Source organism: Halalkaliarchaeum sp. AArc-GB (assembly GCF_031432225.1).
Classification (GTDB): Archaea; Halobacteriota; Halobacteria; order Halobacteriales; family Haloferacaceae; genus Halalkaliarchaeum.
On record NZ_JAVKGM010000001.1, the window covers coordinates 579,379 to 592,979 of the forward strand.

Annotated in this window: 16 protein-coding genes; 8 read left to right on the top strand and 8 right to left on the bottom strand. The window is 66.4% G+C overall.

Features of this window, described 5'->3' with window-relative positions; translation table 11 throughout:
• Positions 1 to 51 precede the first annotated feature (51 nt).
• Genes RH858_RS02900 through hisC form a run of 3 tightly spaced genes read right to left on the bottom strand, consistent with a single transcriptional unit; the run spans position 52 to position 2,334 of the window.
• Complete coding sequence (locus RH858_RS02900) at positions 52 to 654, bottom strand: CDP-alcohol phosphatidyltransferase family protein (protein ID WP_259533768.1); 603 nt, start codon at positions 652 to 654, stop codon at positions 52 to 54.
• Positions 651 to 1,238, bottom strand: a complete 588-nt coding sequence (locus tag RH858_RS02905; RefSeq protein ID WP_310561090.1) for an adenylate kinase family protein — start codon at positions 1,236 to 1,238, stop codon at positions 651 to 653. The genes RH858_RS02900 and RH858_RS02905 overlap by 4 nt, the downstream gene beginning before the upstream one ends.
• A complete protein-coding gene (hisC, locus tag RH858_RS02910; RefSeq protein ID WP_310561091.1) occupies positions 1,231 to 2,334 on the bottom strand; it encodes a histidinol-phosphate transaminase in 1,104 nt (367 codons plus the stop codon). The genes RH858_RS02905 and hisC overlap by 8 nt, the downstream gene beginning before the upstream one ends.
• Before the next feature lie 146 nt (positions 2,335 to 2,480).
• Here hisC and RH858_RS02915 point away from each other — a divergent pair, with 146 nt between their 5' ends.
• Positions 2,481 to 3,050, top strand: a complete 570-nt coding sequence (locus RH858_RS02915) for an HAD family hydrolase (protein ID WP_310561092.1) — start codon at positions 2,481 to 2,483, stop codon at positions 3,048 to 3,050.
• Between the two features lie 18 nt (positions 3,051 to 3,068).
• Here the strand turns inward: RH858_RS02915 and RH858_RS02920 are convergent, their stop codons facing one another.
• A complete protein-coding gene (locus RH858_RS02920; RefSeq protein WP_310561093.1) occupies positions 3,069 to 3,320 on the bottom strand; it encodes a DUF5822 domain-containing protein in 252 nt (83 codons plus the stop codon).
• 130 nt (positions 3,321 to 3,450) lie between these two features.
• Between RH858_RS02920 and panB the strand changes: the two genes are divergently transcribed.
• The gene (gene panB / locus RH858_RS02925) at positions 3,451 to 4,263 is read left to right on the top strand and encodes a 3-methyl-2-oxobutanoate hydroxymethyltransferase (protein ID WP_310561094.1); all 813 of its coding nucleotides are present in this window, start codon (positions 3,451 to 3,453) and stop codon (positions 4,261 to 4,263) included.
• A gap of 45 nt (positions 4,264 to 4,308) precedes the next feature.
• On the opposite strand, the gene RH858_RS02930 is transcribed toward panB, so the two are convergent.
• Positions 4,309 to 5,277, bottom strand: coding sequence for an NDP-sugar synthase (locus RH858_RS02930; protein ID WP_310561095.1), 969 nt, complete (start codon positions 5,275 to 5,277; stop codon positions 4,309 to 4,311).
• A 59-nt stretch (positions 5,278 to 5,336) separates the two neighbouring features.
• Between RH858_RS02930 and RH858_RS02935 the strand changes: the two genes are divergently transcribed.
• Positions 5,337 to 5,651: a transcriptional regulator gene (locus RH858_RS02935; protein WP_310561096.1), complete on the top strand. Its 315-nt coding sequence runs from the start codon at positions 5,337 to 5,339 to the stop codon at positions 5,649 to 5,651.
• A 37-nt stretch (positions 5,652 to 5,688) separates the two neighbouring features.
• Here RH858_RS02935 and hpt read toward each other — a convergent pair whose 3' ends face one another.
• The 3 genes from hpt to gfo6 all read right to left on the bottom strand — a co-directional run bounded on the left by hpt (position 5,689) and on the right by gfo6 (position 7,922).
• Positions 5,689 to 6,255, bottom strand: a complete 567-nt coding sequence (gene hpt / locus RH858_RS02940) for a hypoxanthine/guanine phosphoribosyltransferase (protein ID WP_310561097.1) — start codon at positions 6,253 to 6,255, stop codon at positions 5,689 to 5,691.
• Positions 6,256 to 6,329: 74 nt separating this feature from the next.
• On the bottom strand, positions 6,330 to 6,740 hold the full coding sequence (locus RH858_RS02945; RefSeq protein WP_310561098.1) for a hypothetical protein: 411 nt from the start codon (positions 6,738 to 6,740) through the stop codon (positions 6,330 to 6,332).
• A gap of 114 nt (positions 6,741 to 6,854) precedes the next feature.
• A complete protein-coding gene (gfo6, locus tag RH858_RS02950) occupies positions 6,855 to 7,922 on the bottom strand; it encodes a D-xylose 1-dehydrogenase Gfo6 (RefSeq protein ID WP_310561099.1) in 1,068 nt (355 codons plus the stop codon).
• Between the two features lie 123 nt (positions 7,923 to 8,045).
• Here gfo6 and RH858_RS02955 point away from each other — a divergent pair, with 123 nt between their 5' ends.
• The 5 genes from RH858_RS02955 (at position 8,046) to RH858_RS02975 (ending at position 13,597) form a co-directional block, all read left to right on the top strand.
• A complete protein-coding gene (locus RH858_RS02955) occupies positions 8,046 to 8,201 on the top strand; it encodes a hypothetical protein (RefSeq protein ID WP_310561100.1) in 156 nt (51 codons plus the stop codon).
• A 107-nt stretch (positions 8,202 to 8,308) separates the two neighbouring features.
• Positions 8,309 to 10,045 (top strand): urocanate hydratase, encoded by a 1,737-nt coding sequence (hutU, locus tag RH858_RS02960; protein WP_310561101.1) that lies wholly within the window; start codon positions 8,309 to 8,311, stop codon positions 10,043 to 10,045.
• On the top strand, positions 10,042 to 11,106 hold the full coding sequence (locus RH858_RS02965; RefSeq protein WP_259533785.1) for an agmatinase family protein: 1,065 nt from the start codon (positions 10,042 to 10,044) through the stop codon (positions 11,104 to 11,106). The genes hutU and RH858_RS02965 overlap by 4 nt, the downstream gene beginning before the upstream one ends.
• Positions 11,103 to 12,383 carry an imidazolonepropionase gene (gene hutI / locus RH858_RS02970; RefSeq protein WP_310561102.1) on the top strand — a complete coding sequence of 427 codons (1,281 nt, stop codon included), beginning with the start codon at positions 11,103 to 11,105 and terminating at the stop codon, positions 12,381 to 12,383. The genes RH858_RS02965 and hutI overlap by 4 nt, the downstream gene beginning before the upstream one ends.
• A 32-nt stretch (positions 12,384 to 12,415) precedes the next feature.
• Positions 12,416 to 13,597, top strand: a complete 1,182-nt coding sequence (locus RH858_RS02975; RefSeq protein ID WP_259533787.1) for a 3-dehydroquinate synthase II — start codon at positions 12,416 to 12,418, stop codon at positions 13,595 to 13,597.
• Positions 13,598 to 13,601: the final 4 nt, after the last annotated feature.

The following is a 13,601-nucleotide window of genomic DNA, read 5'->3' on the forward strand; positions in this document are numbered from 1 at the left end:
AGTAAAAACCACACGCCCCAGTGTCGAGCGCCGAGAACGGACCCCGGCGCGTCACAGATCGGACCACGCGCCGTAGAACCGCTGGAGCGCGGTCAGGTGGCCGACCACCGCGAACGCGACGAGTAGCAGTTCGACGACAGTAAAGCCCGCGGCCAGTTCGCCGGGGACCACCGCCGCAACGACGCCGACGACGCCCACGAGCGCGAGGCGGTCCGCCCGTCCGAGGGCGCCGCCGTACTCCCGACCGAGGCCGACCGCCTGGATCTGGGTGCCGAGATACGAGGTCATCAACACCCCGGTGACAGCCAGAAAGCCCAGCAGATACGCACCCGTTCCCGCCGCGAGTCCGGCGATGATCGCGATGTCGGCGTAGCGGTCCAGCACGTGATCCAGCAGGTCGCCCGCCGCCGACGCCTGGTTTTGACGGCGAGCGAGCGCGCCGTCGACCAGATCGAGCCAACCGTTCGCGAACACCAGCACCGCGCCGACGACGAACCAGACTGGCTCCGCGATCGCGAACGCGCCGCCGGCCGCAAGCGCGCTGCCGAACGCCAGCACGCTCACCCCGTCGGGGGAGAGGCCGACCGCGTCGGCGGCGTCGACGAACGGCCTCAAGGCCCTGTCGGCGATCGGGCGGAGCCGATCCAGCGTCACCCGTCTGTCCCCCCCGGGAGAAACTCGAGATAGTCGACCTGGCCGGCGCTGGGCGCCCGCTCCCCGCGAACCACTGCCGCGATCTCCTCGGCCACCGTCGAACTCGGCCGGTCGGTCGTGTCGATCTCGAACACCGACTCCCGGCCGTGACGTTCGACCGCCTCCGAGAGGATCACGTCGAGCGCCTCGCTCTCGCGGTTCTCCACGGCGTTCGCGGGTGACTCCCCGCGGTTCAACAGCCGTTCTTCCAGCACGTCCGGCCGGCACCGCAACACGATCACCCGGTCCGCCTCGAGGTGGTGGGCGACGTGCGACTCGACGATCCCGCTCCAGTCGCCCAGCCGGTCGCGCACCGCATCGAGATCGACGACGAGGGTGTCGCGCTCCGCGTCGCGGTCGGTCCACAGCCCGTCGGATTTCACGAGGTCGTTGAGGTGAACGACGTCGACCTCGAGGTCGGTGGCGTCGGCCAGTTGCTCGGTCGCGGAGGTCTTTCCGGTTCCGGGAGTCCCGGTCACGACGACCCGGCGGGCACGGCTCCCGGGGGACGACAGATCGTCGGCCTCTTCGGCCCTCTCAGTCACGCGTCCTCACCCCGGCGACGTCGGCGTCCGTGAGCACCTCGTTGAGCGTCTCGACCGCGAGTGTCGTCTCCTCGCGGGTCCCACAGGAGATGCGGACGTACTCGGGGAGCCCGAAGCTCGTGCAGTCCCGGATCACCACGCCCGCCCGTTTGCTGCGTTCGGCGACTGTTTTCGCGTCGCCGACGTGGACGAGCACGAAGTTGGCCGCACTCTCGACGGTGCGCGCGTCGAGTTCGGAGCGGAGATACTCACGGCTCCACCTGGCGGTCTCGACGGACGTCCGGAGGTGGTCGTCGTCCCCCAGCGCCGCCATCGCCGCCCGGCAGGCGAGTTCGTTCACCGCAAACGGGGTGTTCACCCGGGCGTACGCGTCGCCCCATTCCCCGGGGACGACCGCGTAGCCGACCCGAAGGCCGGCGAGTCCGTACGCCTTCGAGAACGTCCGGGTCACCGCAAGGTTTCGGTGGGAGTCCAGCAGCTCGATACTCGAGGGAGACTCGCTGTACTCGCCGTACGCCTCGTCGACGATCACGAGCGTCCGGTCCTCGACCGACGAGAGCAGTTCCAGAAGCTCGTGCCGCGGGAACTCGGATCCAGCAGGGTTGTGGGGCGTGGTGACGTAGACGATCCGCTCGCCGTCGTAGGCAGACAGCACGGCGTCTGCGGTCCCGGCGAAATCGTTCCCGGACGAGAGGTCGTACGTCGCCACCGTCCCGTGGTGGTACCGCGCGCTCATCGGGTAGTACGCGAACCCGGGGTCGGGGACGAGCACTCGATCCCCCGCTGACAGCATCGCCCGGGCGAGGTAATCAAGCGCGCCGTCGGCCCCCGGAGAGAGCCACACCTGCCGGGAGTCGACCCCCCACTCCGCGGCGATCCGGTCGGTCAGGTCGGCGTGGGCGGCCTTCGGATACTGGTGAATGCGGTCGGCGTTTTCCCGGATCGCCTCGACCGCGGCCGGGCTGGGCCCGTGTGGGTTCTCGTTCGAGGAGAGTGCGACGAGCTCGTCGGGATCGACGCCGAGTTCCCGGGCGACCTCCTCGATGCCGCTTCCGGGGACGTACGGCGAATGTGAAGAGAGGTCCCGTGGTTGCATGTCGGAAGCCTCGGGACCGCGCGACTTAAGGGTGCTCAAGCCGCGTCGTCACGGCGTTTCGGGGTCCGTTTTCCTCCGCCGTTTTCCTCCGCTTTTTTCGTGTGCCCTTTCGTGGCTCCTTTGTTTGTCCGAGTCCTGGAGGGAGCATGGACGGATACGACGCCGTGGTGTACGATCTCGACGGCACCCTCGTCAGGCTCGACGTCGACTGGGACGCAGTCACCCGGGAGGCGGCGACGGTGTACCGCGAGGCGGGAGTCGATCCGCCGATCGGGGACCTCTGGACCCTTTTAGATGCCGCCGAAGAGCACGGTGTCGGCGAAGAGATCGCGGCGCTCGTCTGCGAGCGGGAACGCGAAGGCGCACGTCGGTCGGACCGACTGTTTCTCGCCGACGAACTCCGGGATCGTGCTGCCGCCGGTGTCCCGGTCGGCGTCTGCTCGCTCAACTGCGAGGACGCCGTCCGGATCGCGCTCGCGGAACACGAACTCGCCGAGTCAGTCCGACAGGGAGCGATCGTAGGGCGTGACACCGTCGCGACGCGCAAGCCGGATCCGGAGCCGTTGCTGTCGACGTGTCGGGCGCTTTCGGTCGATCCCGGCCGGACGCTGTTCGTCGGCGATTCACCCAGGGACGAACGAACTGCAGACCGCGCCGGCACCGGCTTCGCGTACGTCTCGGATCTCGACTCGGATCGCGACGGAACGTCCCCCTAGTCGGCGCGATTCACCCGATCAGTCGGCGCGATTCACCCGGTATCGCTTCGCGTAGGCGAACACCGCGATCGCCGTGACGAACCAGATCGGCGCGCCGACCCGTATCGCGAACGCGGCGCGTTCGCCCCACGTCGCGAGCTCGACGCCGGTTCCCGAAGCCAGCAGCGCGACGGCGGGGGCACCCACGAGGATAGTAACGACGAACGTCACCTGCATCACCCAGCCGTAGTCGACCCCTTCCGGGTCGGTCTCCTCGACGACTCGTGGCACGTCCGGGCGATCGGTGGGACGCGAGTAAGAGCTACCGGTTTGTTCGTTCCCCTGCTGCTTTCGACGCGTCGTCGCATCCGATCGGCCGGTCACCGGACGCTTTATTCTCCGCCTGCCTGAACGTGGGCGTATGGTGACGACACGCGACCTCCGCGAGCGCGCCGGCGAGGAGCCGATCACCATGCTGACGGCGTACGACGCGCCGACCGCAGAGATCGTCGATCAGGTGGGCGTAGACGTGATCCTGGTGGGCGACAGCATGGGAAACGCGGTTCTTGGATACGACACGACGCTGCCGGTGACCCTCGAGGAGATGCACAGCCGGACGGCGGCGGTCGCCCGGGCGACCGAGGAGGCGCTCGTCGTAGCCGACATGCCGTTTCTCTCGTTCGGCATCGACGACGCCGAAAGCGTGGAAAACGCCGGCCGGCTCCTGAAGGAATCGAACGCCGACGCGGTCAAAATCGAGAGCGGCCGACACACGGTCGAACTGACGGAACGACTCACTCGAGTCGGGATCCCGGTGATGGCACACGTCGGGCTCACCCCACAGCAGGTCAATCAACTCGGCGGCTACGCCAGACAAGGGACCACCGAGGACGCCGCCAGGGATCTGCTCGAACTCGCGATTGCCCACCAGCAGGCGGGGGCGTTCTCGATCGTGCTGGAACACGTCCCCGCGAACGTCGCCGCCAGGGTGACCGAGGAGCTTTCGATCCCGACGATCGGGATCGGCGCTGGTGGCGACTGCGACGGACAGGTGCTCGTGATCACCGACGTCCTGGGGATCGAGGCGGAGTCGCCGTCGTTTTCCAAACAGTACGCCGACCTCAGAGGCGAGATGAAACGGGCCGTCGAGGAGTTCAAACGGGAGGTCGAATCCGGCGCGTTCCCGGCCGAGGAACACAGCCACGTCGAGGAGGGCCTCGAAGGACTGGACTGATACTGATTATGAGTGCCAGTGGTCTCGGGAAACCGGCTCGCGACGTCACTGCCCGTTTCCGATCCGGCTGTGGGCCCCGATGAGTGCGCCGGCGAAGTCGAGCCCCTCGATGTGGGTGTCCTCGTCGATGATCGACCGCTTGATCTCCGCGTCACGAATCGTCACGTCCGGAAAGACGATCGCCTCCGACAGCGACGAGTTGACGACCGAAGAGTCAGCCATCACGTGGACGTTCTCGTCTAACTGGGAGTGTTCGACAGTCGCGTCGGGATGAACCAGGCAGTCGCCGTCGAGTTTCCACCGGACGGCGTCGAGATAGCTTTCGGGGGTTCCGATGTCGAACCAGGCACCGTCGAACGTGAACGCGTGGACCTGCTTTCGCTCCTGGAGCCACTGGATGAACCACCCCGGTTCGTCCGGATTGTTTCCGCCCTCGAGATACGTCTCGAACAGCGACAGCGACGTCGCGGGGAACGCGTAACAGGCGATCGACACCAGCGTCGAGTGGGGGTCGTCGGGCTTCTCCTGGAAGTCGACGACCCGCTCGCCGTCGAGTTCGACCAGCCCGTACGACTTCGCCCGCTCCCGGGAGCCGACGTCGTAGGCGGCGAGAGCGGGCGTCTCCCGGCGCTGGTAGAAGTCGAGGAACTCCGCGAGGTCGAAGCTGATGAGGTTGTCACCCGCCACAACCAGCAGGTCGTCGTCGATCCCCTCCCGTCGGATGAGCTGTGCGAGCGCGCCGATCACGCCGAACTTCTCGGACTCGTTTTCGGTGTCCTCGACCGAGAGGATCGGCTTCTCGTAGGGAGCGTCCGCGAGATACGTCCGGAAGTCCTCCTCGAAGCGCTCGTTCGTGCTCACGTACACTTCGTCGATCCGATCGTCGACTTCCAGATCCGCGAACGTCTCGTCGATCACCGTGTTCTCGCCGACGGGGAGAAACATCTTCGGCCGGTTTTTCGTTATCGGCCACAGCCGCGTCGCGTATCCGCCCGCGAGCACGATCGCCTTCATGACTACAGGATTACTGCCAGTCGGTAAGTCTCTTTTCCTCGGCAATCATCTACCAACCGATGAGTGACGAACCGACGGAGGAAACCACGTCCAGGACCACCCGACAGCGGATCGCCGACGCCCTCCGCGAGTCCGAGGCGACCGCGAGCGAACTCGCCGCCCGGGTCGACGTGCCGGTTCCGGTCGTCTACGATCACGTCAGCCACGTCGCGCAGTCGCTTTCGGCGACCGACGAGGAGCTACTCGTCGCGCCGCCGACGTGCCGCCGCTGCGGATTCGACGGGTTCGACGACCGGGCGAACCAGCCGTCGCGGTGTCCCGAGTGTCGAAGCGAGGACGTAGCCGAGCCAGTCTTCACGATCCACGGAGAGTAAACGACACTCGCGGGGACCGGAGGGGAGCCGACGGCAGCTATCCGTCGCCGCGGGAATCGACGATGACGACCTCGCCGTCCTCGACAGTGACGTTGATGAGCGTCTTGACCCGGTAGTCAGTGTCGTCCAGCTCGTTCGGGCCGGTCTTTTTGATGACGGCGACGACGTCGATTATCTCCGCGCCGATGTCCGACAGCGCATCGAGGATTCCCTTCATCGTTCCGCCCGTCGAGAGCACGTCGTCGAGCACGAGCACGCGGTCGCCCGCCTCGACGTCGTTGATGAACATCTCCGACTCGGAGTAGCCGGTCCGTTTTGCAAGCGAGACCTCGCCGTCGAGGCCGTACTCCCGTTTTCGGATGACTACCAGCGGGATGTCGGTCATCAGGGAGACAGCCGTCGAGATGTGTATCCCCATCGCCGCGGGGGTGACGATCTTGTCGACGTCCTCGAGTTCGGCCTTCCGAATGATCTTGATCACGATCTCCCGGAGCAGTTCCGGCTCGAGCATCGGGACGCCGTCGCTGATCGGGTGAACGAAGTACTGGTAATCGCCCTTCTCGATGATCGGGGCGTCGAGCAACGACTGTTCCAGTCGATCCATGTCGTGGGTACTGTGGTAGGGAGATAAAAAGTGACGGTTCGCAGCTCCGCGGGACCCGAACCGACGCCGACGCGTCACCCCTCTGCGATCACTTTTTCGGCGCGGTCGTTGACACGCTCGAAGTACTCGAGAACGTTCTGTCGGTTGCTGTCTAACGTCTGGGCGATCTGGGTCGGGGTCTGGCCCCACGCCGCGTACATGTAGGCGGCGATCTCGGCGGTCCCCGCGACCGCGACGTTCACGGGGATGCCGCCCTCGCCGACGCCGCCGATTCGGAACCCGTCCACGGCAGTGTAGAGGTCGGCAAACAGCCGCGCCCGGTCTTCGTCAGCGAAGGTGACAGCCTCTCGAACCGGCGCGTGAAACCGGAACGACCGCCCCTCTTCCGGGTGGTCCCGCTCGACGAGGAAGACGTCTGCGGGATACTCCCGCAGGATCGATTCGTATTCGTCCAGATCCGGATCAGTGTTCAGGTACGACGTCATACCTGGTAGTCCTCGCCCCGTCGCATTAATACTCACCCTGTATTTCCTCGATTACTATCAAGGTGCTTATACAATACGGCGGTCTGATCGCTCCACGCGCGAGCCGCGGTGTCGCTAGTCGAGTTCCACCCGGCGCCCCTCTGTAGCTGCCCGATAGACAGCCATCGCAGTCTCGACGTCGACGAGCCCGTCGTGACCATCCGGTTCCGGCTCTTCGCCCGTCAACAGACAGTGGGCGAAGTAGTCGAACTCCTCGACAGTCTCGTCACGGCCGAATCCCTCCAGGTCGAGCGTGCCCTCGGTGGTCTCGACCGTCAGTTGTCGGTCGGCGTTCACGCCGAAGGCGTTCCGCAGCGTCACCCGACCCTCGGTTCCGTGGATCGAGAGTTCGGCGTTCGAGTGACCGCTGAAACTCGCCGAAAAGTTCCCGATCGCCTCGGGGAACTCGACGCCGAAGTCGACGTGTTCGTCGACGTCGCCGAACGGTCCGCTCGTCCGGGTCGTTCCCCACACTGCGACCGGATCCGCCTCGAGCAGGAACCGCGAGGTGTTGAGCGGATAGACGCCGACGTCCATCAAGGCGCCCCCGCCGGCGAGGTGGTCGTCGAGTCGCCACTGGTCTGGGCCGTTCGAACCGCCGAGCACGTCGAAGCTGAAGTTGCCGAACAACCGGACCGGATCGCCGAGCCCGCCCTGCCGGACGAACTCTCGCAGCCGACGGACGACCGGATCAGCCTGCATCCGGTAGGCCGTCATCAGGGTCACCTCGGCCTCCTCACAGACCGCGACCGCCTTGCGGGCCCTGTTTGCGGTTGCCTCCAGCGGCTTCTCACAGATCACGCTCTTTCCGTGTTCGGCCGCCGTTTCGACGTGGGGCAGGTGAAGCCGGTTCGGCGTGGCGACGTAAACGGCGTCGTACTCGTCTTCGGCCTCCCCGTCGGCGTACTGCTCGTAGGTGAGGCCGACGGCGTCGTACTCTCGGGCGGTCTCGATCCGACTGGTCTCGGTCCCGCTGACGACGACCGTCGGGACGCAGTACTCGCTCTCGGCGATCGCCGGCAGCGAGACCGTTCGGGCGTAATTCCCGAGCCCGACGACGGCCATCCGAACGATCCCGTCGGGTGTGGTGTCCCAGTCGCGCCGATCGGGTCCCGTGAAGACGTCCAGCGATGTATCCGGCATGGCTCGCTCTTCTCCCCGATGGGGGTAATCCTTTGTGCCGCCGCGAACACTCAGTCGACGCACGAGTTGTGTTATAAGGTATCAATTAACAGGATTCTTGGTGGAGGGCTGCATACGACAGTCATGAACGAATCGCGACCGCCATCCACGGCGGAGACGCGTCGAACTCGGAGACGACTGCTCGCGGTCGGAGTCACGGGACTGCTCCTTTTACTTGCGGGGTGTGCTGATCCCGACGACGACGGTGACGACGACGAAAACGGCGGCGGCCCGTATTGACCGACGGCGATTCTATTGACCGACGGTGATTCTATTGACCGACGGTGATCAGTTTCGAAACCCGGCGGTGCCTTTTCAGTAGGGCCGGTCGTACGTCCACTGTTGACATGGACACCAACCGATCCACCGCCGACTCGCGGTCGCCACCCAGCGAACAGTGGCGCGAGTATCAGGGGGCGCCGACCGGGACCGACCTGGAGTGTGAGGGGTGGCGACAGGAGGCGGCGCTGCGGCTGCTCAACAACAACCTGGATCCGGAGGTGGCCGAAAAGCCCGAGGAGCTGATCGTCTACGGCGGCACCGGACGGGCGGCCCGGTCGTGGGACGCCTACGACGCGATCCTCCAACAGCTCCGGGAGCTCGACGACGACGAGACGCTGTTGATCCAGTCGGGGGAACCAGTCGGTCGGTTCGAGACCCACGAACGCGCCCCGCGGGTGTTGATTGCGAATTCCAACCTCGTCGGCAAGTGGGACAACTGGGAGCACTTCCACGAACTGGAGGCCGAGGGGAAAATCATGTACGGCCAGATGACAGCCGGCTCGTGGGCGTACATCGGGACGCAGGGAATCATCCAGGGGACCTACGAAACGCTTGCAGAACTGGCCCGGCAGCACTACGCTGGCGATCTCGCGGGGAAGATCGTCGTCACCGGAGGCCTCGGCGGCATGGGCGGCGCCCAGCCGCTGGCGGTGACGATGAACAGGGGCGTCTGCGTCGCCGCCGAGGTCGACGAGCGACGGATCGACCGCCGGATCGAGACGGGCTACTGCATGGAGAAAACCGACGATCTCGAGGAGGCGCTCGAACGCGCCAGGAAGGCGGCACGAGCCGAAGAGCCGTACAGCGTCGGGGTTCACGTGAACGCGGCGGACATGCTCGAGGGGCTGGTCGAGCGGGACTTCGTCCCCGACGTGATCACGGATCAGACGAGCGCCCACGACGTTCTCGAGGGGTACTACCCGTCGGGATACACGGTGGAGGCGGCCGATAGGCTCAGGGAGGAGGATCCCGACGCGTATCGGCGGGAGAGCCTCGACACGATGGAGCGACACGTCGACGCGATCCTCGAACTCCAGGATCGGGGCGCAGTCGCGTTCGAGTACGGCAACAACATCAGGGGCCAGATCGCAGAACACCGCGGCCGCGATGACGCCTTCGAGTTCCCGGGATTCGTCCCGGCGTACATCCGTCCGCAGTTCTGCCGGGGAAAGGGACCGTTCCGGTGGCTCGCGCTGTCGGGCAATCCCGAGGACATCTATCGAACGGACGAGGCGATCCTCGAGTTGTTCCCCGAGAAGGACCATCTCAGGCGATGGATCGAACTGGCGCAAGACCGGATCCAGTTCCAGGGGCTGCCGAGCCGGGTGTGCTGGCTCGGATACAACACCGACGGCGAGGGAGCCGAGGGACTCACGGAGCGGGCCCGCTTCGCGCTCCGCATCAACGACCTCGTGGCCGACGGCGAGATCGCGGCCCCGATCGTGGTCACCCGGGACCACCTCGACGCCGGCAGCGTCGCCAGCCCGTACCGGGAGACGGAGGCGATGAAGGACGGGACCGACGCCGTCGCCGACTGGCCGATCCTCAACGCGTTGCTCAACTGCGCGGCGGGGGCAGACATCGTCAGCGTCCACGACGGCGGCGGCGTCGGGATCGGCAACGCGATCCACGCCAACAACCACGTCGTGCTCGACGGGACGGAGCTCGCCGCCAAAAAGGCGGAGGCGGTGTTCACGACCGATCCGGGAACCGGCGTGATCCGCCACGCCGACGCCGGCTACGAGGAAGCAATCGCCGAGGCCCGCGAGTCGGGGGTCGAGATCCCCATGGACGAGCAATGATCGACGGGATCGTTGCCCCCGACTGGCGGGGATGGGAGGGTCCGTCCGACGATCCGAACGATCGGCAGTTCGGCGACGTGATCGAGGGTGCAGAGAAAGGAGACGTCGCGGACGACCCGGATGCGGTCCTCCTCGGCGAACCCTACGACGGAGCGGTGATCGGCCGCCGGGGCGCACGGGAAGGCCCTCTCGCGATCCGCCGCTCGCTCGCGGGAACGAAGACCGCCCACTGTACTGCAGGAGCAACCAGTCCCCTGTCGGCGACTCGGATCGTCGACATCGGCGACGTCGCGCGTTCTGGTGACGTCGCGGACGACCAGACGGGGGCTGACGTCGCGGACGACCAGACGGGGAGTGACGTCGCGGACGACCCGACGGGAGGCGACGTCGCCGCAGTCCAGACGCAGGTTCGCGAGGTCGCCGGGGAGGTCCACGCGCTCGATTCGCTTCCGGTTTTTCTCGGCGGTGACAACTCGCTTTCGTACGCCAACGTGGCGCCCCTCCTGGATCGGGGGCAGGTCGGCGTCGTGAACTTCGACGCCCACCTCGACTGCAGGGCACTCCACGACGGTCCGACGAGTGGCACTCCCTACCGGCAGCTGATCGAGGACGGCCTCGACACCTACGTCGCCGTGGGAGTCCGCCACTTCGAGACGTCAGGGCCGTACGTCGAGTACGTCCGCGACCGGGGCGGAACGATCGTCCCGGCGGACGCGTTCGACGACGGCGTCGACGCAGCCGTCGAGGCGGTCCGCGAGGCAGTCGCCGACGTCGAACTGCTCTACATTAGCGTCGACTGCGACGTCCTCGATGCGGCTGTCGCACCCGGCGTCAGCGCGCCGACACCCGGCGGTCTCACCGCCAGGGAGCTGTTTGCGGCCGTCGGAGATCTGGTCTGTGACGACAGGCTCGCGGGATTCGAGATCGTCGAGTGTGCGCCGCCCCTGGACGTCGATGGCCGGACAGTCGACGCAGCTGCGAGGACTGTCGCACATGCACTGTACGGTGCGCTCGTTCGGAGAAACGGAGGAGACGATACCGACAACGACCACAACCAATGAGTTACACGATCGTCCACGACGCGGCGGAACTGGTCGTCGGACCGGCGGACGACCTCAGCGGGGGAGTCGACACCGACAGCGTCACACTCGAGGCAGGGGACGTTCTCGACACCCGATCCGACGCGGCAGTCGTCCTCGAAGACGGCATCGTCACCGAGATCGGTTCGAGCGACGAACTCGTCCGGCAGTACCCGATCGAGAACGCAGCCGCAGCCGTCGACGCAACGGGACAGTGTGTCCTCCCGGGGTTCGTCGACGCCCACACCCACGCGCTGTTCGTCGGTGACCGGTCCGACGAGTTCGAGGCAAAGCTCCGCGGACAGACCTACCAGGAGATCCTCGCCGAGGGGGGCGGGATCCTCCGGACGGTCCGTCGCGTCCGGGAGGCGAGCGAACAGGAACTCCGGGATCGGCTGCTCGAACATCTCGACGTGCTGCTCGCCCACGGGACGACAACGGTCGAAGTGAAGTCCGGCTACGGACTGAACACGGAAACGGAGCTGAAGATGCTGTCGGCAATCGACGGGGCCGACGACGAACACCCCGTCGACGTGGTGCCGACGTTCATGGGTGCACACGCGATACCGGAGGGAGCCGACGCGGACGACTACGTCGACAGCGTGGTCGAAGACCAGCTGCCGGCGGTCGCCGATCAGGGGATTGCAGAGTTCTGTGACGTCTTCTGCGAGGAGGGGGTTTTTACCCTGGAGCAGTCCCGTCGGGTACTGGAGGCTGGCGCAACGCAGGGCTTGACGCCGAAGATCCACGCAGACGAGTTCGAACGGCTGGGCGGGACCAGGCTGGCGGCCGAACTCGGCGCCGCCAGCGCCGACCACCTGCTCCAGTCGACCGACTGGGACGTCAGGGCACTGCTTTCGGCAGACGTCACGCCGGTGTTGCTCCCGGGGACCGCGTTCGGGCTGGGCGAGGGCTATCCGGACCTCGAACCGTACCGGAAGCGGGGGGCCGTTCCCGCGATCGCGACCGACTTCAACCCGAACTGCCACGCCCCGAGCCCCGGGTTCGCGGCGACGCTCGCCTGTGTTGGGATGGGAATGACTCCAGCGGAGGCGGTGGTCGGGATCACCGAACGGGGCGCCGCCGCGATCGACCGGGATCGAGCATCCGGTGGCGCCGGTACTTTGACCGTCGGCGCACCGGGCGATCTCGTCGTGATCGACGGATCGTCACACCGACATCTCCCGTACAACTTCGGGGTCAGCGTCGTCGAAACGGTTCTGAAGGCCGGCGAGATCGTCGTCTCGCGCCATCCGTAGTTTTCAAGCCCCACGCCTTCGTGGTCCCAGTAATGACACGGACGGTCTGGGTGAAAGCCGACGACGACGTCGGCGACTGGCAGGCGCGAAAGCGACGCATCACGGCGGGAATCGAGGCTGGAGTCGACTGGGTGCTGGTCGACGAACCGGACGTCGCCCGGGTGCGAGAGCTGGGCGACGTAAACGTCGCAGCGTTCCTACCGGACGCCGATGTCGTCGACGCCGACGCCGTCGACGAGGCGGAAGAGACCGAGGCCGACGCGTATCTCGTCGGCAAGGACGGCGAGGGTGATGGGACGATCGGCCTACCCTCGGACTTCTCCGGCAGCGCCGACCTCACCACGCTTCGCGGGAACAACCGCGCGCAGGGAACGTACGTCCACATTCTCGATGAAGGATACGAGGCGTTCGCCGAGGAGGCCGCCAGAGACGGCGAGTACACCCTGGTGATCGGCTCCGACTGGACGATCATCCCCCTGGAGAACCTCATCTCGAGGGTGGGGGAGGACACCCACCTGGTGGCCGGCGTGACGTCCGCCGCGGAGGCGGAAACCGCCTTCGAGACGCTCGAGATCGGTGCGGACGGCGTGTTGCTCGACACCGACGACCCCGACGAGATCCGCCGGACCGTCGAGGTGCGCGACGCGACCGAACGCGAACAGCTCGATCTCACCCTCGCGGAGGTCACCGCCGTCGAACGCACCGGGATGGCCGACCGCGTCTGCATCGACACCGGCAACCTGATGGAAGACGACGAGGGGATGCTCGTCGGCTCGATGTCACGGGGGCTGTTCTTCGTGCACGCCGAGACCGCCGAATCGCCGTACGTCGCCTCCCGCCCGTTCCGGGTCAACGCCGGCGCGGTCCACGCGTACGTCCGCGTTCCGGAGGGGGAAACGAAGTACCTCGCGGAACTGCAAAGCGGCGACGAGGTCCAGATCGTCGACACGGACGGCCGGACACGCGAGGGGATCGTGGGTCGGGTGAAGATCGAAAAGCGCCCGATGTTCAGGGTCCAGGCCGAGGTGGAAACCGAAGACGGCGTGGATCGGATCGAGACGCTGCTGCAAAACGCCGAGACGATCAAGGTGGCGACAGCCGAGGGGCGGACCGCCGTCACCGATCTCGAAGAAGGCGACGAACTGCTCGTCTACTACGAGGACGTCGCGCGCCACTTCGGGGCGTCCGTCGAGGAGAGCATCATCGAGAAGTGAGCGG